The 24,986-nt window shown below is 34.8% G+C and carries 25 protein-coding genes; 13 read left to right on the top strand and 12 right to left on the bottom strand.

The features are described from left to right. Positions 1-40: 40 nt before the first annotated feature. Positions 41-1,420 carry a histidine-type phosphatase gene (locus H3T54_RS09950; protein WP_034901689.1) on the bottom strand — a complete coding sequence of 460 codons (1,380 nt, stop codon included), beginning with the start codon at positions 1,418-1,420 and terminating at the stop codon, positions 41-43. Between the two features lie 192 nt (positions 1,421-1,612). Here H3T54_RS09950 and dauA point away from each other — a divergent pair, with 192 nt between their 5' ends. Together dauA and H3T54_RS09940 are read left to right on the top strand one after the other, a co-directional pair. Further along, entirely contained in the window at positions 1,613-3,286 is a 1,674-nt protein-coding gene (dauA, locus tag H3T54_RS09945) for a C4-dicarboxylic acid transporter DauA (protein WP_198222317.1), read from the top strand. 187 nt (positions 3,287-3,473) lie between these two features. Then, positions 3,474-4,019, top strand: coding sequence for an HdeD family acid-resistance protein (locus H3T54_RS09940; RefSeq protein WP_198222319.1), 546 nt, complete (start codon positions 3,474-3,476; stop codon positions 4,017-4,019). Between the two features lie 94 nt (positions 4,020-4,113). Here H3T54_RS09940 and rsgA read toward each other — a convergent pair whose 3' ends face one another. Continuing rightward, positions 4,114-5,139, bottom strand: coding sequence for a small ribosomal subunit biogenesis GTPase RsgA (rsgA, locus tag H3T54_RS09935; RefSeq protein ID WP_198222363.1), 1,026 nt, complete (start codon positions 5,137-5,139; stop codon positions 4,114-4,116). Positions 5,140-5,219: 80 nt separating this feature from the next. Here rsgA and orn point away from each other — a divergent pair, with 80 nt between their 5' ends. From orn to H3T54_RS09910, 5 genes are all read left to right on the top strand, one after another. After that, positions 5,220-5,792, top strand: a complete 573-nt coding sequence (gene orn / locus H3T54_RS09930) for an oligoribonuclease (RefSeq protein ID WP_198222321.1) — start codon at positions 5,220-5,222, stop codon at positions 5,790-5,792. Next, the gene (gene waaA, locus H3T54_RS09925; RefSeq protein ID WP_232351568.1) at positions 5,789-7,057 is read left to right on the top strand and encodes a lipid IV(A) 3-deoxy-D-manno-octulosonic acid transferase; all 1,269 of its coding nucleotides are present in this window, start codon (positions 5,789-5,791) and stop codon (positions 7,055-7,057) included. Before orn ends, waaA begins: the two co-directional genes overlap by 4 nt. A gap of 3 nt (positions 7,058-7,060) precedes the next feature. Beyond that, positions 7,061-8,038 carry a ferrochelatase gene (gene hemH / locus H3T54_RS09920; protein WP_110448569.1) on the top strand — a complete coding sequence of 326 codons (978 nt, stop codon included), beginning with the start codon at positions 7,061-7,063 and terminating at the stop codon, positions 8,036-8,038. Between the two features lie 155 nt (positions 8,039-8,193). Beyond that, positions 8,194-9,525, top strand: coding sequence for a CoA-disulfide reductase (locus H3T54_RS09915; RefSeq protein ID WP_198201749.1), 1,332 nt, complete (start codon positions 8,194-8,196; stop codon positions 9,523-9,525). Between the two features lie 139 nt (positions 9,526-9,664). After that, a complete protein-coding gene (locus H3T54_RS09910) occupies positions 9,665-11,086 on the top strand; it encodes a cation:dicarboxylate symporter family transporter (protein WP_198222323.1) in 1,422 nt (473 codons plus the stop codon). 90 nt (positions 11,087-11,176) lie between these two features. On the opposite strand, the gene galU is transcribed toward H3T54_RS09910, so the two are convergent. From galU to H3T54_RS09880, 6 genes are all read right to left on the bottom strand, one after another. Next, on the bottom strand, positions 11,177-12,091 hold the full coding sequence (gene galU / locus H3T54_RS09905; RefSeq protein WP_198201751.1) for a UTP--glucose-1-phosphate uridylyltransferase GalU: 915 nt from the start codon (positions 12,089-12,091) through the stop codon (positions 11,177-11,179). 20 nt (positions 12,092-12,111) lie between these two features. Beyond that, positions 12,112-12,612, bottom strand: a complete 501-nt coding sequence (locus H3T54_RS09900) for a DUF2569 domain-containing protein (RefSeq protein ID WP_198201752.1) — start codon at positions 12,610-12,612, stop codon at positions 12,112-12,114. A gap of 10 nt (positions 12,613-12,622) precedes the next feature. Next, the gene (locus H3T54_RS09895) at positions 12,623-13,129 is read right to left on the bottom strand and encodes a hypothetical protein (protein WP_198222325.1); all 507 of its coding nucleotides are present in this window, start codon (positions 13,127-13,129) and stop codon (positions 12,623-12,625) included. Between the two features lie 45 nt (positions 13,130-13,174). Next, positions 13,175-13,324, bottom strand: coding sequence for an entericidin A/B family lipoprotein (locus tag H3T54_RS09890; RefSeq protein ID WP_110448575.1), 150 nt, complete (start codon positions 13,322-13,324; stop codon positions 13,175-13,177). A 24-nt stretch (positions 13,325-13,348) separates the two neighbouring features. Next, positions 13,349-14,545, bottom strand: coding sequence for an amino acid aminotransferase (locus tag H3T54_RS09885; protein WP_198201754.1), 1,197 nt, complete (start codon positions 14,543-14,545; stop codon positions 13,349-13,351). Between the two features lie 265 nt (positions 14,546-14,810). Further along, entirely contained in the window at positions 14,811-15,194 is a 384-nt protein-coding gene (locus H3T54_RS09880; protein WP_110448577.1) for a RidA family protein, read from the bottom strand. 147 nt (positions 15,195-15,341) lie between these two features. Between H3T54_RS09880 and ffh the strand changes: the two genes are divergently transcribed. Next, a complete protein-coding gene (gene ffh, locus H3T54_RS09875; RefSeq protein WP_065651701.1) occupies positions 15,342-16,709 on the top strand; it encodes a signal recognition particle protein in 1,368 nt (455 codons plus the stop codon). 68 nt (positions 16,710-16,777) lie between these two features. On the opposite strand, the gene H3T54_RS09870 is transcribed toward ffh, so the two are convergent. Together H3T54_RS09870 and ispB are read right to left on the bottom strand one after the other, a co-directional pair. Further along, positions 16,778-17,650, bottom strand: a complete 873-nt coding sequence (locus H3T54_RS09870) for an EamA family transporter (RefSeq protein ID WP_198201755.1) — start codon at positions 17,648-17,650, stop codon at positions 16,778-16,780. A 166-nt stretch (positions 17,651-17,816) separates the two neighbouring features. Beyond that, a complete protein-coding gene (gene ispB, locus H3T54_RS09865; RefSeq protein ID WP_110448580.1) occupies positions 17,817-18,800 on the bottom strand; it encodes an octaprenyl diphosphate synthase in 984 nt (327 codons plus the stop codon). A gap of 155 nt (positions 18,801-18,955) precedes the next feature. On the opposite strand from ispB, the gene H3T54_RS09860 reads away from it, so the two are divergent. Further along, positions 18,956-19,801: a TonB family protein gene (locus H3T54_RS09860; RefSeq protein ID WP_110448581.1), complete on the top strand. Its 846-nt coding sequence runs from the start codon at positions 18,956-18,958 to the stop codon at positions 19,799-19,801. Between the two features lie 106 nt (positions 19,802-19,907). Here H3T54_RS09860 and pepP read toward each other — a convergent pair whose 3' ends face one another. Both pepP and H3T54_RS09850 read right to left on the bottom strand, forming a co-directional pair. After that, entirely contained in the window at positions 19,908-21,221 is a 1,314-nt protein-coding gene (pepP, locus tag H3T54_RS09855) for a Xaa-Pro aminopeptidase (protein ID WP_232351569.1), read from the bottom strand. A gap of 32 nt (positions 21,222-21,253) precedes the next feature. Beyond that, positions 21,254-21,796: a UPF0149 family protein gene (locus H3T54_RS09850; protein ID WP_086362765.1), complete on the bottom strand. Its 543-nt coding sequence runs from the start codon at positions 21,794-21,796 to the stop codon at positions 21,254-21,256. Positions 21,797-21,919: 123 nt separating this feature from the next. Here H3T54_RS09850 and H3T54_RS09845 point away from each other — a divergent pair, with 123 nt between their 5' ends. The 4 genes from H3T54_RS09845 (at position 21,920) to crr (ending at position 24,956) form a co-directional block, all read left to right on the top strand. Then, positions 21,920-22,264, top strand: coding sequence for a hypothetical protein (locus H3T54_RS09845; RefSeq protein ID WP_034901722.1), 345 nt, complete (start codon positions 21,920-21,922; stop codon positions 22,262-22,264). Positions 22,265-22,406: 142 nt separating this feature from the next. Then, on the top strand, positions 22,407-22,664 hold the full coding sequence (gene ptsH, locus H3T54_RS09840) for a phosphocarrier protein Hpr (protein WP_034901724.1): 258 nt from the start codon (positions 22,407-22,409) through the stop codon (positions 22,662-22,664). Positions 22,665-22,715: 51 nt separating this feature from the next. Further along, positions 22,716-24,443 (top strand): phosphoenolpyruvate-protein phosphotransferase PtsI, encoded by a 1,728-nt coding sequence (gene ptsI / locus H3T54_RS09835; protein ID WP_198222327.1) that lies wholly within the window; start codon positions 22,716-22,718, stop codon positions 24,441-24,443. A gap of 9 nt (positions 24,444-24,452) precedes the next feature. After that, positions 24,453-24,956 (top strand): PTS glucose transporter subunit IIA, encoded by a 504-nt coding sequence (gene crr / locus H3T54_RS09830; protein WP_065614627.1) that lies wholly within the window; start codon positions 24,453-24,455, stop codon positions 24,954-24,956. Positions 24,957-24,986: the final 30 nt, after the last annotated feature.

Below are 24,986 nucleotides of genomic sequence, written 5' to 3'. Positions count from 1 at the left end.
AGGAATGATATTCTAAATTTTTTAATTAAATATAACGTATTTATTTAATTTTATTTAGCCATTTTAATACCACTCCTTGGTCGGTAAGCCCCCAGTTATTTAATTTATTTTCATAGAACTTCTTCAATTCGTCCCATTGATAATAAGGGTAATCGTTGGTTTTTAAAGGTAAATGGACTTCTCGCTCATTTAACATTACTTTAACTAATATAGGCTGATCAGCTTGTTCACTTCTATAAAATATCCATTGAATATTTGCTGACATTGGAATAATTTTATCGGCTTGCCAAACGGAAGGATAATCAGTTACTGGATTAGCTACCGTATTGGTACCTTCAATTTCCATCAATGTTGCTAATGGTGATACAGTTTCGGCATGAGCAAATCGCAAATTGGCATCAATATCCTTATTAGCTATCGCACTATCAGCTGTTTTTAACATATCTAATAATAGTGGTGCAGCAATCTTAATTTGAATGCCATTACTATCAAAAGCAGGACCAATTTGTAAATAATTTTTTGCTGTGACGACAGTATTAAACCATAATAGCTGATCTTGTGTGAAGTAACCGCTAAAATCAAGATGATTATCAGCTAATACTAGTGGTGAAAAGGATAATAATTCTTGATAAAGCTGATAAACAGAAAGCACAAAATTTTGCGTTTTAACTAAAGAATTTTCTGATAGCAAGATACCATTATTTAATTGATGAATAAAATCAGATGTGAAGATCAAACTTGCGATATTTTCACTCATCTCTACTGATTTAGTATCATTTTCTAAAGATTTTAGTGTATTTTTAATTATTCTATTTTTCTTATATTTAGCATAAGCAGGCGAATATTCAAAAAAACGTAACAACGTTTGCTGATCTTCTAGTTGTTGATTAACGTTTAGCTTGGAATATTTGGTTTTGAATGTATTAATAAAGATTTCAGCCGTTTCTTTAGCCCGTGGAGAGGTTGATGAAATAACCGCTATTTTTTGACCTTTAAACACTGTTGGATTATTCTTTAACATCCGTTGACTAATTAAACTTATATCTTTTCGCCCAAGATCACTAAGTTCACCATAATGATCTTTATTAAGTTCTTTAATAGTAGTAATTTGCGTTAATAATAATTTCCCTTTTTCAGTTAATTGATTATTTTTTTCCGCCAATACCAAAATTTTATAAGCAATATCTTCATATTTAGCTTTGCTGATATAGCGGGAACCATGACGACCAATATGATCAATATAAAACGCTTGATACCCACTAGGCGCAGGAGTAAGAGATTGTCTTGCATCATATTGATATGCAGTCTTTGAACCAGAAATCATCATTCCAGCAAAACTCAATGGCGTAAAAAGCGTAAGCATAATGGCTAATATCTGATTTGCTGGTTGAGTAATAGAAAAATTTTTTATAAAAGACATAATTACCCCTATCTATAATTAATAATATAAGAGCAAAATAACAGGCCATTACTTATAAGCTTATTTTATCTCATTAATAACATTATTTAACTGAAAATAATGCAATTATTTTAATAACACTCTTTCAATTTTTGAAAAAAGGATTATCTTATTATGTATTTTTTCCAACTCATTTAATTGATTTAAAACATAATGAAATTATATGGCCTTTCTGGTACTAAAATTAGTAGTGCATTTATTTCGGCATGCATTAACACCCCTTATAACACAACTCGTTTTCTTAAAGATTTGATTGCTGGAATAACTGTTGGCATTATTGCTATTCCGCTTGCTATGGCGTTAGCTATAGCAAGTGGTGTTGCACCTCAACATGGCTTATATACTGCGATTATCGCTGGTTTCGTGATAGCACTGACAGGTGGTTCTCGTTTTAGTGTTTCCGGCCCAACAGCAGCTTTTGTGGTAATTTTATATCCGGTTTCGATACAATTTGGTTTATCAGGTCTATTAATTGCTACCTTACTTTCAGGCATATTTTTAATATTAATGGGCATAATTAGGTTAGGTCGCTTAATAGAATATATTCCTCTACCTGTGGTATTAGGTTTTACCTCTGGTATTGCAATAACAATTGCAACAATGCAAATTAAAGACTTTTTTGGTTTAACACTGGAACATATGCCAGAAAACTACATCAATAAAGTTATTGAACTAGTGAAGACGTTGCCAACGATCAATATCGCCGATACATCTGTAGGATTAATAACACTTATAGTACTAATTGTTTGGCCAAAATTTCGAGTGAAAATTTCTGGCCATTTACCAGCATTAGTCGCAGGTGTATTAATAATGTTAATCTTCAATCAATTTGGCTATCAAATAGAAACAATTGGTTCACGATTTACTTATACATTGGCAGATAATACTACTGGTCATGGTATTCCGCCAGTGTTACCAGAATTTATCTTACCATGGGAACATGCTGATTTTACTTGGGATTGGACAACATTAAGTGCTTTAATTCCAATCTCAATCACTATGGCAATGTTATGTGCTATTGAATCACTACTTTGTGCCGTAGTTTTAGATGAAATGACACATACTAAACATCATTCGAATAGTGAATTGATTGGCCAAGGTCTAGGTAATATCATTGCGCCATTTTTTGGTGGAATTTCAGCAACAGCCGCTATTGCACGTTCAGCAGCAAATGTAAAAGCTGGAGCGACTTCACCCATTGCTGCGGTATTGCATGCGTTAATTGTTTTATTGGCACTCATCTGTTTTGCGCCACTATTATCCTTTATTCCATTATCAGCAATGGCAGCATTATTATTAATTGTTGCATGGAATATGAGTGCCGTACAGCGAGTTATTTATATCATTAAACGCGCACCTAAAGATGATATTATAATCATGCTTATTTGCATGTCACTGACTGTATTATTCGATATGGTTATTGCTATAACAATTGGTATTGTATTAGCTTCTATCTTATTTATGCGTCGTATTGCAAGAATGACTCGTTTAGTCGAATTAAATCAAGGAAATGAGAAAACATTAGTACTGCGTATTAGTGGTCCATTGTTCTTTGCCGCTGCTGAGCGTACCTTTTTAGAGTTATACCAAAAAATTAATGGTTATCAAAACATTGTTCTACAGTGGGATGCGGTACCTATTCTTGATGCTGGTGGCTTAAATGCGCTTATTCACTTCATTGATGAATTACCTGCGCAGGTGAATCTATCTATTTGTGAATTACAATTTCAACCATTAAAAACTTTAGCCCGCGCAAAAATTGTACCAATTCCAAACAAATTAATGTTTTATTCAACTTTAGATGAAGCACTGAAAGATAAAATTTAAATGCCAAATTCGTTTTATTATATTGCTTAAATACTATACTTAGTGAAAACATAGTATCTGATTTTCACTAAGTATTTTGCATCACCTATATACCTTGTCCTTTCCCAAAATAATATAAGTAAAAGTTAGCCTTGCAAGATAGTACTTGTTTAATTCTTTACATTAACAACAAAAATAGGAAATTAATATGACAACTAATAAAAACACTATTCAAGATGTTAAGCATAAAGCGAATTGGTTTATTGTAATTGGTGTAATTTTAATTGTTCTCGGTTGCTTGGCATTGGGTTATCAATTCATGGCTACCGTTTTTTCTGTTTATTTTATCGGGTCACTACTGTTAATCGCCGGCATCATTCAAGTTATACACGCATTTAATATCAAAGGTTTTGGCCAAACTGCCTTATGGGCAATCATGGGGATTTTATATATCTTTATTGGAGGGATGGCTTTTTTCCAACCGATTACCGTCTCATCAGCACTAACTTTACTGATTTCATTATTATTGACTATTAGTGGATTTAGCCAAATTTTTGCAGCAATGAGTAATCGCAATATCCCTCGTTGGGAATGGGTAGTTTTTTCGGGAATTATTAACATCATTTTAGGGCTAATGCTAATAGCTGGTTGGCCATATGATAGTGTTTGGGTATTAGGAATGTTTTTAGGTATCGATCTAGTTTTCCAAGGTTTTGCCTATATTGCTATTGGTTTCGCATTAAAAAATCACTAAATAGCGATAGTTTATCTTATTGCTCACAACACAGCTTGTGAGCAAGCAAAATTCCGCAACATATCAAAAATAAAAATCTGCTAATTAGCAATGGCTATTTATAACTTTTATTGGTTTTCGCTTTAACCTCACGCATTGATTGCAAAATTCGATGATAATTATCTAATCTTGATGGTGCGATAGCTCCTTCTGATACCGCTTTTTGTAATAGACACCCTGGTGTATCTAAGTGATTGCAATCTCTAAATTGGCAACCACCTAAATAATCATCAAACTCAACAAAACCACCAATAACTTGCTCTGGCTCTAAATGCCATAAACCGAATTCTCGGATTCCCGGCGAATCAATAATATCGCCACCATTAGGTAAATGGTAAAGTCGAGTTGAAGTTGTGGTATGTTGGCCAAGACCCGATATCTCAGAGACCTCACCAGTTAACGTCGCTTGATCATGAGGTAATAGCAAATTAATGATACTTGATTTACCCACACCAGATTGGCCAACCAATATAGATATTTTGTCATCCAGCACCTTTTGTAAAGGTTCAATACCCTGCTGTGATAAACATGAAACATATAAAACTTGATAACCAATTTTAGTGTAAATTTGTAACTGCTGATCAATTTCCTGTTTTTTGTACTTATCAAGCAAATCGATTTTATTCAAAACAATAATCGGTGTGATATTGGTTGCTTCACAAGCAACTAAATAGCGATCGATGATATTAAACGATAATTCCGGCAATACTGCAGAAATAATAACAATTTGATCGACATTTGCAGCAACAGGCTTAACGCCATCATAAAAATCAGGTCGCACTAATTCAGAATGGCGCGGATGAACAGCTTCAATAATACCATTAGTATTTGGTTCTAAACTTTCACGCCATAATACTTTATCACCCGTTACCAAAGATGGCAGCGTACGACGAATACTACAACGATAAATAATTCCAGTGTTATCTTCAACATCAGCAGATTTGCCAAAGCGACTAATCACCACCCCTTCTTGTGGCGCAGAGAAATTAGACAGATTTTCATCTAGCTTAGTTTCTAAACGCTGCTGATGCTTAGCGGCCATACGCCTTTGTTGATTTTTTGAAAGTTGTTTTTTTGCCACGATAACTAATTTTTTGCTCAAACGATTTAGTACTTATGCTACACTACTCGACATTAAAAAGAAAATTAATACCGCAAATTATGACTACACAATCAAATATAAACAGTAATAATCTAATCTGGATTGACCTTGAAATGACAGGGCTCGCTCCAAACAGAGATCGTATTATTGAAATTGCCACCATCGTAACTGACTCTAATTTAAATATCCTTGCTGAAGGTCCAGTTATTGCTGTTCATCAATCAGATGAACAACTTGCACTTATGGATGATTGGAATCAAAAAACTCATGGTAAATCAGGCTTAATCGAACGTGTTCGACAAAGTACCATTGCCGAACAGCAAGCAGAACAACAAACAATTGAATTTTTAAAACAATGGGTGCCTGAAAACTGTTCACCAATCTGTGGCAATACCATTGGTCAAGATCGCCGTTTTCTATTTAATTACATGCCAAATTTAGAAAAGTATTTTCATTACCGTTATCTAGATGTTAGTACGATTAAAGAATTAGCCAGACGTTGGAAACCGGAAATATTAAAAGGTATCAGTAAACAGAGTTCACATCAAGCGTTGGATGATATTCGTGATTCAATTGCCGAATTAGTTTATTACCGACAACACTTTTTTAATCTAACTAATGAATTATCATGAGTATTTTATACACGATTTTACTTTATTTAATTCAACCGTTTGTCTGGATAAGACTACTTTGGCGTAGCCGTAAAGCGCCAGATTATCGTAAACGCTGGTTAGAACGTTATGGATTTTGCAAAAATAAAGTCAAATCAGGTGGAATTTTAGTACATGCCGTATCGGTCGGCGAAACCCTTGCTGCAATCCCGCTGATTAAAGCGCTGCAAAATCAATATCCACAGTTACCCATTACAGTCACAACCATGACGCCTACGGGATCAAAGCAAGTTAAATCATTACTAAAAGACAGTGTTGGCCATGTCTATTTACCTTATGATTTACCTTGCGCAATACATCGTTTTTTAAAAACAGTCCAACCTAAATTAATAATAATTATGGAAACAGAGCTTTGGCCAAACTTAATTAGCCAATGTCATAACAAAAAAATTCCATTGATCATTGCTAATGCCCGTTTATCTGAACGTTCAGCCAAAAGATACCATAAACTAGGGAAAGCAATTAGTAAATTATTTGCTAAAATCAGCACCGTTGCCGCCCAAAACAAACAAGACGGCGATAGATTTATCTCATTGGGCCTACCGGCAGATCATTTAGTGGTAACGGGTAGTATTAAGTTTGATATTGAACTCACGGCCAAGCAACAACAGAATCTTGCGCAGTTAAAACAGCAATGGCAATTACATCGACCAGCACTAATCGCTGCCAGCACACATTCAGGTGAAGATGAAATCATTTTATCAGCATTTCAACAGCTTCTTAAAAATCATGGCAACTTATTACTTATTTTGGTCCCTCGTCACCCTGAACGTTTTAAAACCGTTGAAAAACTAATTGCCGATAATGGCTTGAATTATATTACACGAAGTAGCAAACAAAACCCTACAGATCAGACACAAGTGATTTTGGGTGATACCATGGGAGAGCTGTTAGAACTTTATGGGATGGCGAATATTGCCTTTGTTGGCGGTAGTTTAATTGAACATGGTGGTCATAACCCGTTAGAACCAGCACTACACCATATTCCAATTATTAGCGGTAAACACTTTTTTAACTTTAAAGTCATTGGCGAACAATTCATTGATGCTAATGGTATGCTGGTATGTAATAGTGATATTGATTCGCTTTATTTAACCATAAATAGTTTATTGAATGACAAAAATCGCTGTCAGCAAATCGGCGAAAATGCCTATCAAGTATTAAAAAGTAATCAAGGTGCTTTACATCGTCTATTGACGGTTATTCATCACTATCTTGAGGAATGACTTGTGAATAAAAAACAGGGATTATTGATAGTTAATTTAGGAACGCCAAGTGCCGCAACACCAATGGCTATTCGCAACTACTTGACCGAGTTTTTACTCGATCGCCATGTTGTCGACCTACCTGCTTTTATTTGGTATCCAATTTTAAAATACCTTGTACTACCTAAACGCGTCCCCTACATCATCAACCATTATCAAAAAATATGGATTGAGGGTGAATCACCATTACTTCATTACAGTAAACGCTTAATTAATCAATTACAATTAGCATTACCTGATATGCAATGTGAATTAGCCATGACCTATGGTGAACCAAGCTTACTCTCGGCGTTAAATAGCTTAAAGTCATGTGAACAAATTACATTATTACCGTTATTTCCTCAGTATTCAACGACGACAACTCAAGCGGTATTAGATAAAGTTAAGCAACTTATTGCAGATAATAATATCAAGATTAATCTTAGCTATATTCATGATTATGCCGACCACCCAAGTTATATTGATGCTCTTTATTCACAAATCCTGCAAGCGTTTTCAATCCAAGGGCAGCCTGATGTATTACTCCTTTCTTATCATGGTATTCCTGAACGCTATATTGATAAACGCCATGACGACTATGTGCAAAGATGCCAGTTAACCACTAACTTATTGACAAACAAATGCCAAGAAAATGGTATCGACTTAACAATAAAAATGGCTTATCAATCAAAATTTGGTAAAGGGAAATGGGTTGAACCCAACACTAGCGATATATTAGAAAAATTGGCTAAAACAGGCTCTAAATATGTCCAGGTTATCTGTCCAGGTTTTTCAGCGGATTGTATTGAGACCCTTTATGAAATTGATGAACAAAATCGAGAAATATTCCTAAATGCTGGCGGTAAACAATTTTATTACATCCCGGCCTTAAACGATACGTCTCTACAGGTTGAATTAATCAAAGATATACTTGAAAAACCGCCTTTCCTCAAAAAATTTTAACTGATTAAGATTTATTTTTAACAGGAATCAAATCTTATCAACACAACTTTAAATTGATTAATATTAAAGCTAAATAACCAACTAATCTAACTAGTGTGATTAACCTGTGTTACGATGATAGTTAAAAGTTATTTGCGCTCAAAGGAGAACACTCGATGAAAATAATCATCATTGGCGCTCAAGCTGCTGGTGCCAGTGCCGCAGCAAAAGCCAAAAGAAAGGATCCTAATGCAACCATTCGCATTTATGAAAAATCAGATATTGTTTCATTTGGTGCTTGTGGATTACCTTACTTTATTGGCAATCATTTTCAAGATGAAAATGAAATGATATCTAGAACACCAAATCAATTTGCAAAAGATGGGATTGAAATCAAGACGTTACATAAAGTTATTGCTATTGATGCAAAATTAAAAAAAATTACAGTCAAAGATCTTAATACCAATAACTGTTTTGATGATGATTATGACAAATTACTTATTGCGGTTGGAGCAGTACCAATAATTCCGCCTTTAGAAAATCGCCAACTGGAAAATATTTTCACTTTACGTGATATATATGATGGTCTGGCAATAAAAAGCGCCTTGGCTAATCCACAAAATACCAATGTTGTAGTTATTGGTGCTGGTTACATAGGACTTGAAGTAACCGAATCTTTAGTGGAATTAAACAAAAATGTAAAATTAATTCAATTAGATGATAGAGTATTGGTCGATGCCTTTGATCCGGAACTTACCGAGATTATTGAAGAAAACTTAAAACAACATTGTGATTTACATCTACAAGAACGAGTACAAGGTTTTGAAGGTGTACAGACAGTTACCCACGTTATTACAGATAAAGCTAAATATGCAGCAGATATTGTCATTATAGCTACAGGGGTAAAACCTAATAGTGAAGTATATAAAGATCTGGATATTGAAACACTTAATAATGATGCAATTATTATTGATAATTATGGCCAAACAAATATTGCAGGTGTTTATGCTGCTGGTGATTGTGTCGCACTATATCATCGAGTTAGTCAATCAATGACTTATATACCACTAGCTACTGGTGCCAACAAATTAGGTAAAACAGTTGGTGACAATTTAGCTGGTGGAAATAACCAATTCCCAGGCACACTTGGTACATCAGCATTGAAAGTCTTTGATATTGAAGCCGGACGAACAGGTCTAACAGAATCACAAACAATCAAAGCAGGGATCCCTTACAAGACAGTAATCGTTAAAGATAAAAATCACAGTAACTATGTTGAAGGGCAAACTGGCGTAATCGCTAAACTCATTTATCACGCCGAAACTCGTATTTTATTAGGTGGCCAAATAGCGGGAGGGAACGGTGCTGCATTAAGAACGAATAGTTTAGCCACAGCCATTTGGGCCAATATGAAAATTGATGAATTAGCCATGATGGACTTTTTATATGCACCTCCTTTTTCAAGACCATGGGATATTTTAAATATAGCCGGTGGTATAGCTAAATAGTATTAAAACATATTAATTATTTACAATATGTTAAGTTATTAACATTAAAAATATGTGGTAGGGTTAATAATTTATTAATCCTACCACAATAGATCATTACATAATTAATTCAATTTTATCCAAAAGCTGGGGGTAAACCATGTCAGATGCCATTTTTCAGGGGACTTTTTTTGAAAAGTTCTTATCTATCACCCATTATCAAACCTTAATAGGCATTGGCTTATTGATGTTTTGCTTTTTTGCGATAATGCGACCACTGCAAACCAAAAAAGTTAATTTTTCTATTCGTATGCTAGTTGGCTTAGTACTTGGTGCCGTACTGGGTTTAGGTATTCAAGCCGCTGCAGGTTTTCCAAATAGCTCAACAATTTGGATGCAAGAAATCGCAACATGGTATGGTTTATTCGGACGAGCCTTTATAGCCTTTATTCGCATGCTAGTTATTCCTCTGATTTTCGTCTCAATTGTAAAAGTGATTATTGATTTTTCTGGTAAAGAAAATTTACCACAAATCGCATTCAGAGGTATTTTTTGGCTACTATTCACTACAGCCATTGCTTGTATTATTGGGATTATCTTGGCTAATGTATTATCATTAGGTGAACTAAGTTCAACCTCAGCCAAAACCGCTGTTGCAAAACAATATACCAATATCATTGATACATTCGTCAATCTTATCCCTAGTAACATCATTGCTTCCATGGTAAAAGAGAATATTGTTGGTTTAGTCATCTTTTCGGCATTAATGGGACTTGCAGCTAATCGCATGGAAAAAAAGAATCCTCAACCTATTGCCCTGTTTAAAACTTTTATTGAAGCACTTTATAAAATTATCATGTCAATTGCCATGACGGTCATCAAATATATGCCTTATGCAGTAATTGCCTTACTTGCTCGCACCATTATTTCCAATGGTATTCCTGCAATAGTCGAAGTATCAAGCTTTGTATTAGCAATTTACCTTGCTACCATATTAATGCTTGCAGTACATATCTTGATTGTGATGGTACATGGTATTTCACCAATCACATTTATTAAAAAAGCACTTGGTACATGGTTACTGGCTTTTACCAGCCGTTCATCAGTCGGTACATTACCTATGACAATATCAACATTGACCGTCAGAATGGGAGTAAATACCGGTACTGCTAATCTAGTAGGATCATTGGGTAGTACAATGGGAATGAATGGTTGTGCTGGATTTTTCCCTGCACTGCTTGCCGTAATGGTTGCCCATATGGTGGGCATTAATACTGATATCCAATTTTATATTATGCTAGTAATTGTGGTCGTTATCGGTTCGATTGGTATCGCCGGTATCCCAGGTACTGCAACTGTTGCAGCAACCGTTGTACTATCAGGCATGGGAATGGCAGAATACTTCCCTTTAATCGGTATGGTGCTAGCCGTTGATCCAATCATTGATATGGCCAGAACCTTAGCCAATGTATCTGGTGCAATGACAGCAGCAATTGCAACCGATCATGAAGTTGGATTAATGAATATGGATATCTATAACGATCCTAACGTGACCTTAGATAATGAGCAGTCAGAAGTTTAATGATAAAAATTACACTTTCGATGTATTCTAAACAAATAGCAAAAAGACGCCAATTGGCGTCTTTTTTATATCAGTTGATTAGACAAAAAATTAAATCGTTTTTAACCACGCTTTAACATCATCGCCTAAACTTTTATGACGCATTGCATATTGTACAAAAGTTTGGACATAACCTAATTTATTACCACAATCATGGCTTCGGCCTTTAATGCAATACGCATCAACAGGATCTTCTGCAAGTAACATCGCAATTGCGTCAGTTAATTGAATTTCACCACCAGCACCTAATGGTGTTTTGGCTAATAAAGGCCAAATTTTTTCTGACAATACATAACGACCTACCACTGATTGATTAGATGGTGCTTCTTCAATTGACGGTTTTTCAACTACACTATACATTTGTGTTACATTACCTGCAGATAACTCTTCACCACGGCAGTCAACAATACCATAAGATGAAACAAGTTCTTTTGGTACCGGCTCAACCATGATTTGGCTATGTTTAGTCTCATGATAATTATGAATCATCGCCGCTAAATTATCTTGAGTAAGATCACTTTCATACTCATCGATAATCACATCCGGTAACACAACAGCAAAAGGTTCATCACCAACTAAAGGATAAGCACAAAGTACCGCATGACCAAGCCCTTTGGCTAAACCTTGGCGAACACTTGTGATAGTAACATGTTTTGGTAGTATTGCTTGCACTTCTTGCAAGAGTTGACGTTTAACTCGCGCTTCTAACATAGCTTCAAGCTCGAAGCTAGTATCAAAATGGTTTTCAATCGAATTTTTAGAAGAATGTGTAACAAAAATAATTTCAGTTATTCCTGCCGCAATACACTCTTTAACAACATATTGTATAAGTGGTTTATCCACCACGGGTAACATCTCTTTAGGAATCGCTTTGGTTGCAGGCAACATTCTCGTGCCAAGGCCTGCGACTGGAATTACGGCTTTCTTAACTTTTCCCTTTAAAGATGGTTCAAAATTTGATGACATTTTAGTTCCTTAAAAATATATTAACTAATAATATTGTTATTACTTTCCACTCTACGACGCCCATTAACAAACGTGTTATAAACTCTTTCAGATTTTAACATATAAGAAATACAAATAACGCTCAAAATAATGTTTTTGGCTATATTAAACAAATCACGGCTTTCAATTTTAAATGTGGTAAATTGATGAGTAATAAACTGATCTAAAAGCATCAATCCAATAACTAACAGTTCAAAACAAATCATCAAAGATGGAAATTTATAATTTTTAGTGAAAAAAAGATAAAGTAAGTAGATATTAAAAAAAATAAGAATCAAATTCATGCCAATTTCTAATGGATAAATCCAGTTAAGATTTTCACTATAAAAAATGGAATTTGAATTAGTAAAATTAGCCAATCTTATAAAGATAATGCTTATATAAATAATCAAAAATATATTACTGATACAACTCAAAATTAATCTTATTGCAACAACAATAAGCCAGCCACCTAATCCTCTAAGGGGTAAGTTATCAGTCATATAAATATCCTTATTTAATAATAGATAAATCCGCAGATTCGATTAATGAAGGATTATCTCTATCTTTAGCTAAAGAATCAATGGAAATATAGATAATCTGACAGTTTTCTAATACCGCTTCTTTTACTACAAATTTTGCTTTACGATCACGAGATTCCTTCTGTTTACGACTAATATACAAATCATCATAACCGTCATCATACATTGATGCTCGTTCAAATATATTAGGACTTCGCCAAAATGTCTCTTTCGGATAATCTCGTACAAAAATTTGACCAGTTAATTTGCCTTTTAAACCAACATAGTTAGTTGTTAAATGACGACTAGCTCGACTTTGAGAAAGGTAAATATGGGGATATGTTGAAACATTGCTTTCAAGTTGGTTTAACTTGAATTCAATACCTGAACGATTTTGATACTGGCAATTTTCCATTGTTAAAGGTGCAGTTCGAAAATTTAACGAACTACACCCTACAAGTAAAAATATAAAGAAAATATTAAAAACACGATACATCATTTATTGTTTACTTATAAAATATTTATAAGTAACTCCAGCCACTATTTACATCTTTTCACTAACATTTTCAGCCGTATTCGTAATTGCTTTACCGCCAGATTGAACATCTTTACCGACACCTTTAAACGTGTTACAACCAACTACCATTGTTGTCATCGCAATACTTACTATTAAAATAAATACTTTACGTAACATGTGATTCTCCTCTAGTTAGTCACATTATGATTTTATTGTGGCAAATGCTTCTGCTACACGATGTATATTATGGTGATTTAATCCCGCCACACACATTCTTCCGCTGCCCACCAAATAAACGGCGAAATCATCTTTTAGCTGTGTGACTTGCTCTTTAGAAAAACCTGTATAGCTAAACATACCTCTTTGTTTAACCAAATAATCAAAATTTTGTGCCGGTGCTGCTGTTTTTAATAAATCGACTAAGGTTGAACGCATGGTTACAATACGGTTGCGCATGGTTTGAACTTCATTAAGCCATAAAGCTTTAAGTTCCGTATTATTTAATACATATGAGACCAATTGCGCTCCATACGCAGCTGGGCTGGAATAGTTACGACGAACTGTTGCTTGTAACTGACCAAATACACAATTTGCTGCTTGGCTATCATCACATAATACGGATAATCCACCTACCCGTTCTCCATACAGTGAAAAAGTTTTAGAAAAAGAATTACTGATCAAACCACATAATCCTTTCTCAGCGACTTTTTTGATTGCATAACTATCATTTTCGATACTTTCACCAAAACCTTGATAAGCAATATCCATAAATGGGATAAGATCACGATTTTGTAAAACTTCAATTACTTTATCCCACTGCGGCTGTGTTAAATCGACACCAGTAGGATTATGACAACAAGGATGTAATAGCACGATACTTTTAGCCGGTAAGCTATTTAATGTATCAAGCATAGCGTCAAATTTTACACCACAAGTTGTTGGGTCAAAATAAGGATATTTATTTACTTTAAAGCCTGCACCACTAAAAATAGCAATATGATTTTCCCAAGTTGGATCACTCACCCATACTTGAGAATTCGGAAAATAGTGATAAAGAAAATCAGCACCAACTTTCAGGGCACCTGACCCACCTAACGTTTGAATAGTTGCAATACGTTTAGCTTGAATAGCAGGATTATCTTCACCAAAAAGCAGTGATTGGATCGCTTGGCAATAACTAGGTAAACCACTCATTGGCAAATAAAGTTGTGCGCCTTGTTGATGTTGATAAATATAATCACGAGCCGTTTTAACACATGATAACTGCGGAACCTCACTGTTTTCATCATAATAATATCCAATACTTAAATTGGTCTTATCCTGACGGCTATCATTATTAAATTCTGCGACTAATGACAAAATTGGGTCACCAGCATACGACTCTACTTTTTCAAACATTTTTCCAACCTAATTAACCAATAAATAGCAATGTATAATTGTAGATTATTGCACCAACTCAATTAGCAATCAATCACTAAATAACAGTTTAAATATAAATAATTTTAGGCGAATAAAATCGACTTTTAAACAGCCAGATACAGATAGAAAAACATCATAACTGATGACCAAAAAATAGGAAAATTTAGCAAGAAAAGCCGCGAAAAAACTTCCCTCAACTTTTTTGCTTCATTAGCACCTATTGGTGCTAATGATTTTGGCAAACTTATTTAACAGCAATAACTTCTATTTCAACTTTAGCATCTTTCGGAATTCGAGCTACTTGCACACAAGAACGAGCTGGAAAGCTTGCTTGATTTTCGGTAAAAAATTCTTCATAGACACTATTAACATCAGCAAAATCATTCATATCAGCTAAAAAAATAGTTGTTTTAACGATATTTTTAACTTGATAACCCGCCTCAGTAATAATTGCTTTAACATTAGCTAAACTTTGCTTAGCTTGTTCTTTCACGCAAGTTGGCATCTCACCCGTTGCTGGATTAATTGGGATTTGACCTGATGCAAATAACATATTACCCAAATCGACACCTTGTACATAAGGACCAATAGCTGCAGGGGCTTTATCGGTATTAACTACTTTCACCATAGATAACTTTCTCCTTTCATTTATTATGACTCTCATTTCAACAGGAACACAATTTTGTGTCAAGCCATAACAAATTTATGATCATGGGACTTCTGCAAATTTTCTGATATGATAGGTGATAATTTTTTTAATTTGTTGAGAGTTAGTATGTTTGAGAATTTAACTGACCGTTTATCACAGACATTCCGCAATATTAGTGGTCGTGGACGTCTGTCTGAAGATAATATCAAAGATGCGCTACGTGATGTCAGAATGGCATTACTTGAAGCTGATGTTGCCCTACCTGTAGTACGGGAATTTATTAACCAAGTTAAACAAAAAGCCGTCGGTTTAGACGTAAATAAAACACTAACCCCAGGCCAAGAGTTTATTAAAATCGTTCAAGCTGAACTGACTGCAGCAATGGGTGAAGTTAATAGTTCACTTAACTTAGCTACTCAGCCTCCAGCGGTAATGCTAATGGCTGGTTTACAAGGTGCAGGTAAAACAACTAGCGTTGCAAAACTAGCAAAATTCTTAAAAGAAAAACAAAAAAAGAAAGTATTAGTTGTTTCTGCCGATGTTTATCGACCCGCAGCGATAAAACAATTAGAAACACTTGCTAAAGCAATTGATGTCGAGTTCTTCCCATCAGATATCAATCAAAAACCAGTTGATATTGTTAATAAAGCAATTTCACATGCGAAATTACAATTTTTTGATGTACTGATTGTCGATACCGCTGGTCGATTGCATGTTGATAGCGACATGATGGATGAAATCAAAGCACTACATGATGCAATCAATCCAATTGAAACACTATTTGTTGTCGATGCAATGACCGGACAAGATGCCGCCAATACAGCTAAAGCATTTAATGATGCCTTACCACTAACCGGTGTCATTTTAACTAAAGTTGATGGTGATGCTCGTGGTGGTGCAGCATTATCAATCCGCCATATCACTGGCAAACCAATTAAGTTTTTAGGGATGGGAGAAAAAACGGATGCATTAGAGCCTTTTTACCCTGACCGTATCGCTTCGCGCATTTTAGGCATGGGAGATGTTCTCTCTTTAATTGAAGAATTACAGAGTAATGTTGATCGTGAAAAAGCGGAAAAAATCGCTAAAAAGTTAAAAAAAGGCGATAAATTTGACTTTAATGATTTCCAAGATCAGCTTAAACAGATGCGTAATATGGGTGGAATGGGGGCCATGCTGGCTAAATTACCTGGTGTAGGACAACTACCAGATCATATTAAAGCGCAAATGGATGACAAAATCACCATCAAGATGGAAGCAATAATTGGCTCTATGACTTTAAAAGAGCGAGCAAATCCTGAAATCATCAAAGGATCACGCAAACGCCGTATTGCAAATGGATCCGGAACACAAGTACAAGATGTTAACAAACTACTTAAACAGTTTGAAGATATGCAAAAAATGATGAAAAAAATGAAGGGTGGCGGCATGATGAAGATGATGCGTCAAATGAAAGGCTTAATGGGCGGAGGCATGGGTTTTCCGCCTCGATAAACGTTCACTATACTTCTCTTTCTCTTAATTACTATCGCGTGTTTGAGCGCGATAGTAATTCAATACACTCAATCTTCTCGATTTAGTGCTTTAATTTTACTTGGTCGATGCATAGTTAATACCGTACCAATCGAAGAAACAATAATAAACATAATAGCTAACCACTGGTAATGTGTTAACTGTTCATGTAAAACAATTAATCCCGAAAATGCCGCAAATACTGGCGACAAACTCATTAAGGTACTAAAAGTTTGGGCTGGTAAACGGGGTAATGCGACCATATCAAGACCATAAGGAATCGCTGATGCTAACAGTGAAACCATGAAAGCTAATGGTAAAATGTCCAAGGAAAACATTGTGCTACCACTTTGCCATACCCCAATAGGAAAGAGTAATACTGAAGCAACAATCGAGCCGAGTGCAACACTTGGTGCACCATATATTTCGCCTGCCTTACGACCAAAAAGAATATAACCCGCCCAACAGCCTCCAGCACCTAAAGCAAGTAAAAGACCTATCGGATCTAAATCACTGGCTGCTTGATGAATAGGCAACAACATAACTAATCCAATTATGGCAATAGCTAACCAAATAAAATCGCTTAATCGTCGACCGGAAAACATAGCGACCATAATTGGCCCCGTCAATTCAATTGCGACAGCAATACCTAAAGGAATACGAGAGATAGCATTATAAAAAGATAAATTCATGCATCCCATGGCAATACCATATAAAATAATATATTTAATTGCTGGTTTAGAAATCGTTTTACGCCAAGGTTTAAAGATTATGACCAATAAAATAGCGGAAAAAAATAAACGCCAAGCAGTCATTGCTTCTGGACCAAGTACTGGGAATAAATATTTAGCAAATGAAGCGCTTGATTGCACAGAAATCATCGATACGAAAATTAAAAAAACCGGCCAAGACCTTTTGAACATGATAATAACCTTATTTGAACAATGGGATTGTTATAAAAAGGGCACAACCTATTTGCATAACATAATAAAATTCAACTTGAAATATTCACCATCAATGGTAAAAAACAATGTTAATTAAACAAATTGTATAACTAATGTATTTAAAATCATCAAATAAACATCACTGTCAGTTTTCCCTTTTTACTGATAACAAGGCCAGATCTTGTAGTGCTTTTTTATAAGGAGAATCTGGTAAAATTGAAATCACATTAAACGCTTTATTTGCCTCTTGCTGGGCTGTTTCTAAAGTAAATTCAAGCGATCCGCATGACTTCATCACCGCTAAAACATGATCCAATAAATGACGGCCATTTCCTTGTTCAATTGCTTGCCGGATTAAAGCCGCATCCTGTGCATTAGCATGATGCATTGCATGTAGTAGTGGTAATGTCGGTTTACCCTCATTAAGATCATCACCTAAATTTTTACCCAATTTTTGATTACTATCGGCACTATAATCTAATAAGTCATCAATAATTTGAAAAGCAGTTCCTAAATATTTTCCATATTCTTGTAAGGCAAATTCTTGTTCTGGGGTTGCTTCAGCAAGGACAGCAGCGGAATGAGAAGTCGCTTCAAATAGTCTTGCTGTTTTACGATATATGACTTGTAGATACTGTTCTTTAGTAATATCTGGATCATTACAATTAAGTAGTTGTTGGACTTCACCTTCTGCGATAACATTCGTGGCCTCAGACATAATTTGTAATACTTTAAATGATTCGGTACGAACCATCATTTGAAAAGAACGAGTATAAATATAATCACCGACCAAAACACTAGCAGCATTACCAAATAATGCATTAGCTGTTGATTTGCCTCGGCGTAAATCTGACTCATCAACAACATCATCATGCAATAAGGTTGCAGTATGAATAAATTCAATAAAAGCAGCCGTTATAATATGTTTATCACCCTGATAATTCAGTGCTTTAGCAATGAGTAGCGCAATAATTGGACGAATACGTTTACCGCCACTACTAATAATGTAATTGCCTAATTGATTGATTAATACAACATCAGAGCTAAGCTCTGCTTGTATTGCCTGATTAACCTTCACTAAATCTTCTTGAACTAGATCGAGTATCTGTTTTATCGATGGATTATTCATCAGTCTAACCGCTACAAATGAGAGATATTTACTTACTATTATCTGATAAATATTTTTATGCAACAAGTTATTGATAAATCATATTTAAAAAAATGCTACAAATGATAAGCATTTTCATTTAGAATACACGCCCTAAGGGATAAATTATTACTGCTATGAAGATCAATTTTGATATAGATATCAATACAGAAAAAGAGCCACAATCACCTATTGCTAACAAGCAACAGGATAATTATATATATGTATTTGTATCTGTTGCTGTGATATCACATCTACTTTTATTAGGATTATTATTTAGCTCAGCGTTGTTTGCAAATAACATCATGGTTGATGAAGGTGATGATTCAATTAAAGCCGTAATGGTTGATCTTACTCAATTAGCAGCCCCTGAACAATCATTAGTTGAAAATACACCTGATATTCAAGGCGCAGAAAACAGTGAAATCATAGATAATAAACCTATTGAAGAACAACCCGTTGAACCTGTTGTTGAGCCTGAAATCGTTAAAGAAGAAACACCTGATCCTACACCGGAAAAAGAACCCGAAAAACCTACTGTTGAACCTGATAAACCAACAATAGTAAAACCAGAACCAAAACCGAAACCAAAAAAGAAAAAACCACCAACACAAAAAGCCTCTCGGCAACAAGTTAGACAAGAAGCAATTAGTGATAATACTGCCAAAACGTCAGTAGCACCTAAAATTTCTGATAATCAGCAATATTCGGGTAATCCAACACCGATTAGCCGAAATCGCCCAGAATATCCAAGAAGAGCACTAGACATGCGCTTAGAAGGTCATGTTATTGTCATGTTTGATGTAAATAGTGAAGGACGTGTTGAAAATATTAGAATTATTGAAGCTCAACCCAATAATATTTTTAATCGCGCAGTGATCACGGCAATGAAAACATGGAAATACAAACCAATTGCTGGTAAAAATATCAAAATGAAGATTATCTTTAATCGCGATAGTTCAATTAGTTTAGGTAATAACTAAACTGACATTTATCAATCCATAACTATCATTCAATAGTATTTATTTGAAATAAAACTTAATGGCGCTAATCTTAAATTATTGATTAGCACTTTACTTGATCATAAGTCTATTGATTGATTTGCATTAATTGTTCAATTTGTTGAGGATCTTTAGGCACCATTGCGGTTAAAACTTCATTGCCTGAATCAGTAATTAAAATATTATCCTCTATACGGATGCCAATGCTTTTATAACGTTCAGGAACATCGGCTTCTTGATTAATATAGAGCCCTGGTTCAACCGTTAACACCATGCCTGGAGCAAGGATGCGATCACGATCGCTACCGACATCATGCACATCAATACCTAACCAATGTCCTAAACCATGCATATAAAATGTCATGTAAGCTTTATTTGCAATTAACGTCTCGATATCGCCCTGCATAATGCCAAGTTTAACTAAACCTTCAACCATAATTCGAATAATTTGTTGGTTTACTATTGATATTGAAGTACCTGGTTGTAATAATTTGATTGCCGCGTATTGTGCCGTTAACACAATGTCATATATTTCACGTTGTGACTGATTAAATTTACCGTTTATAGGAAATGTACGGGTGATATCCCCAGCATAATACTGATATTCACAACCAGCATCAATTAAGACTAAATCGCCATCTTTCAATTGGTCGCTATTATTTTCATAATGCAATATACAACCATTATTTCCCCCACCAACAATAGTGTTATAAGATGGCGAACGAGCACCATACCAAGCAAATTCATGTAAAATTTCCGCTTCTAACTGATATTCATACAAACTAGGCTGACACTTTTGCATTGCGCGAATATGTGCCTTAGCACTTATTTCACAAGCTTGGCGCAATATAGCCATTTCGAAATCCGATTTAAACATACGCATTTCATGAACAATAGGTCGCCAATCAATCATTATATTTGGGACAACAAATTTGTTGCGAACACCTTGCCTTAAATTATGTAATGTTGTTTTAACTATTTCATCAGCATATTCGTATAACTGGTCAGCATGATAAATAACCTTTTTACCATTCAATAAATTTGGCAAAAGATTATTAATATCATCAAAAAGATAAGCTTCATCTACGCAAATTTTTTCTAATGCTGCCTGCTGACCTAATCGATATCCGGTCCATGTTTCCGCTAAAGGATCCTTTTTACGGTTAAATAATACGTAACGAGCTTGATTATCAGACTCCTTTATCACTGCCAATAGAGCTTCTGGCTCAGCAAAAAAAGTAAAATACCAAAAATCACTATCTTGCCGATAAGGATAGTGAGTATCATTGCTTCGCGTAACCTCTGGTGAAGCAAAAAACAAAGCGATGCTATTTGGCTCCATTTGTGCCAATAATTTATTTCGTCGCGCTAAAAGTTCTGTTTTGCTATGCATATCTACCATAACTTGCACCTTAAAAATCAATGATACTAATATTAATGAATAGTTGGGGTTATATCAGATTCGTTAAATTCATCAAAACAAAGCATCGCCGTAATCCGAACGTATTCTTTAATTTCTTCAAATGCAAAGCCTAACTCTTGCTGATCTTCATTTTCATCATAACCCAATTTAACGATTTGTCTCAGGTCGTATATTGCCTCACCAACATCACCTTTAACACGATTAATTTTAGGTTGAACCAAACCAATTCCTAATAAAAAATGATTAACCCATCCGACTAAATCATCAATCTGAGTAAATAGATCTTGATCGCCGAGTAACAATTGAAATTCAAAATCTTCATCAATAAGTTGTTGTTTAGTTGAATGATATAATTTTTCAATTTCTTTGTTTAAAGGTTCAGCAATGCTTTGCCCATCATTTAACATATCCTTAGTTAAAATTTTCCAGCTTTCATCATGATTACCTCCTGCTAAAATACCTGATAAAAAACCATGTAGTTCAGCCGCTGTCATGCCGATTTTATTTTGGATAAGTTGGCGATTAAGCTCATTGTAATTATTGCTATTAGTCATTAAATCCACCTTAGTCTTAAATACCGTGAAAACACACCCCTGCACTTTCACGGATTAATAGTATATAATTTATGCCTAGCTATAAATAATAAACAGGTTATTGTGCTTTATAAAGGAAATATTTTGAACATTTTTAGATTGATCGTAGCATTGCCCTCGCTATTTTTATTCTTTGTTATGTCATTAACTGCATGTAGTTCATGGGTGCCCAATAAAGGCGTGATTGTTCTTAATGTACAGAATCAAACAAATACCTCTATAACTAGCCAAGATTTACCTAAAAATTATCATTTAGGCAACAGCGAACAAGAGCTTGAAAAATTTGAATCTTTTTGCCACGAAGAGATCCGAGCTTCACAACTTGATGGTAGTGAAGAAGTTGTGTTTGAAAATATCAAACGAGGAATTCACGGGCAGGTAGAATTTAAAAAATGTCGTGATAAAATCACTCGAATTTACCGATATTAACAATAATATCGGCTAACTTGGTTGATTTATCACCATCAAAATTAGACGAATTGTTAAAGAACAGTGAAATCTTACTAGCCTTTCACGCTGTTTTTATTTATATTGTCGTCTGAAAAAACATATTTTTGGGAGTAAAATAATTATGTACAAACAAGATGTAACCATTACTGCATCGAATGGCCTTCATACTCGCCCTGCTGCGCAATTTGTAAAAGAAGCAAAAAACTTTAATGCTGAAATTACTGTCACCTCAAACGGAAAAAGTGCTAGCGCTAAAAGCTTATTCAAATTACAAACATTAGGCTTAACTCAAGGCACAACGATTACTATTTCAGCCGAAGGTGAAGATGAAAAAGAAGCAGTAACTCATTTAGTAAAATTAATTCCTGAATTGGAATAATACTCCCAATTATTATTGAACGGTTTTAATATTGAATAAGGATTAAATGTTATGGTATCAGGTATACTTGTTTCCCCAGGTATCGCTTTTGCAAAAGCGCTATTATTAAAAGAAGAACCTATTGTAATTAATAATAGGCAAATTCTTGATAACAAAATTGACGCTGAAATCGAGCGCTTTAAAGAAGCGCGTCAAAAATCAAGCGAACAGCTAAATGCTATTATGGAGAGAGCAAAGACCACATTAGGTGAAGATAAAGCTGCCATTTTTGAAGGTCACATAATGCTTCTTGAAGATGAAGATCTTGAACAAGAAGTTATCTCTCGTATCCAAAGTAAACACTCAAGTGCTGATGCTGCCGTTCAATCTGTATTTGAAACGCAAGCAAAAGAGTTAGAAAACTTAGATGACGAATATTTAAAAGAACGTGCTGCAGATATCCGTGATATTGGCAAACGTCTATTGAAAAACATTCTCGGTATTGAAATTGTTGATTTAAGTGCTATTAGCCAACCATGTATCCTAGTTGCAACTGATTTAACACCATCAGAAACTGCACAATTAAATTTAGATATGGTATTAGGCTTTATCACTGATGCAGGTGGCCGTACGTCACATACCTCAATCATGGCTCGTTCATTAGAAATTCCAGCAATTGTTGGTACATCTAATGCAACACAAGCAATCAAACAAGGTGATTTTGTTATTTTAGATGCGATTAACAATGCAATCTATATTAATCCTGATCACACAACTGAAGAAAAATTAAAACAAGTTCAAATAAAATATATTGCTGACAAAGAAGAATTAGCAAAATTAAAAGATTTACCTGCGGTAACTCTTGATGGCCACCAAGTGGAAATTTGTGCCAATATCGGTACGGTACGTGATATTGCCGGTGCGGATCGCAATGGCTATGAAGGTGTTGGCCTTTATCGTACTGAGTTCTTATTTATGGATCGTGATGCGTATCCTAATGAAGAAGAACAATTCAAAGCATATAAAGAAGTTGCCGAATCAACTAATGGCTTATCAATTATTGTTCGTACTATGGATATTGGTGGTGACAAAGATGTACCTTATATGCATTTACCAAAAGAAGAAAACCCATTCTTAGGTTGGCGTGCAATCCGTATCTGTTTAGATCGTAAAGAGATATTACATGCACAATTACGCGCAATTCTACGTGCTTCAGCCTTTGGTAAATTACGTATCATGTTCCCAATGATTATTTCAGTTGAAGAAATTCGTATCTTAAAATCTGAAATCAATATTCTTAAAGAACAATTAACCGCCGAAGGTAAAGCGTTTGATAAAGAAATTGAAATTGGTGTTATGATCGAAACACCTGCAGCAGCAGTTATTGCTCGTCACTTAGCTAAAGAAGTTGACTTCTTCAGTATTGGTACTAACGATTTAACCCAATATACACTTGCTGTTGACCGTGGTAATGAGCTTATCTCACATCTTTATAATCCGTTTTCTCCATCAGTGTTAACATTAATTAAAAATGTCATTGATGCTTCTCATAAAGAAGGCAAATGGACAGGAATGTGTGGTGAACTTGCAGGTGATGAAAGAGCAACTATCCTATTATTAGGTATGGGACTTGATGAGTTTAGTATGAGTGCTGTATCAATTCCTAAAATCAAAAAATTAATTCGTAATACCAATTACGAAGAAGCGAAAAAATTTGCTGAAACTGCACTAGAAAAAGCAACCGCTAAAGAAATAACTGATTTAATTGAAAAATATACTGCTGAAAAGCAAATTTGTTAGGAGGCCATAATGGGTCTATTTGATAAAATAAAACAGTTTGTCTCTGACGATAACAAAAATAGCATTGAAATTATTGCACCTCTTAGTGGAGAGATCGTTAAAATCGAAGATGTGCCTGATGTTGTATTTGCTGAAAAAATCGTTGGTGATGGTGTTGCAATTAAACCATCTGGCAACAAAATTGTCGCACCATTAAATGGTAAAATTGGCAAAATTTTTGAAACTAATCATGCTTTTGCGATTGAGTCAGATGAAGGTATTGAACTTTTTGTTCATTTTGGTATAGATACCGTTGAACTAAAAGGTGAAGGTTTTACTCGTGTTGCTGAAGAAGGACAACAAGTTAAAATTGGCGATACCATCATTGAAATTGATCTACCTTTACTTGAAAGTAAAGCCAAATCAGTTTTAACTCCTGTTGTAATTTCAAATATGGAAACAGTAGTTGAACTAACCAAACTAACTGGTTCTGTTGAAGCAGGTAAAACGCCAATTATGCGTGTTAAAAAATAATCATCTATAAAAAAACCTTCAGTTAAAACT

The sequence above is a fragment of the Gilliamella sp. B14384G10 genome (assembly GCF_016101685.1).
Taxonomy (GTDB): domain Bacteria; phylum Pseudomonadota; class Gammaproteobacteria; order Enterobacterales; family Orbaceae; genus Gilliamella; species Gilliamella apis_A.
Note: the sequence above shows the minus strand (reverse complement) of the source record. Positions and strands in the feature narration are given on the sequence as shown.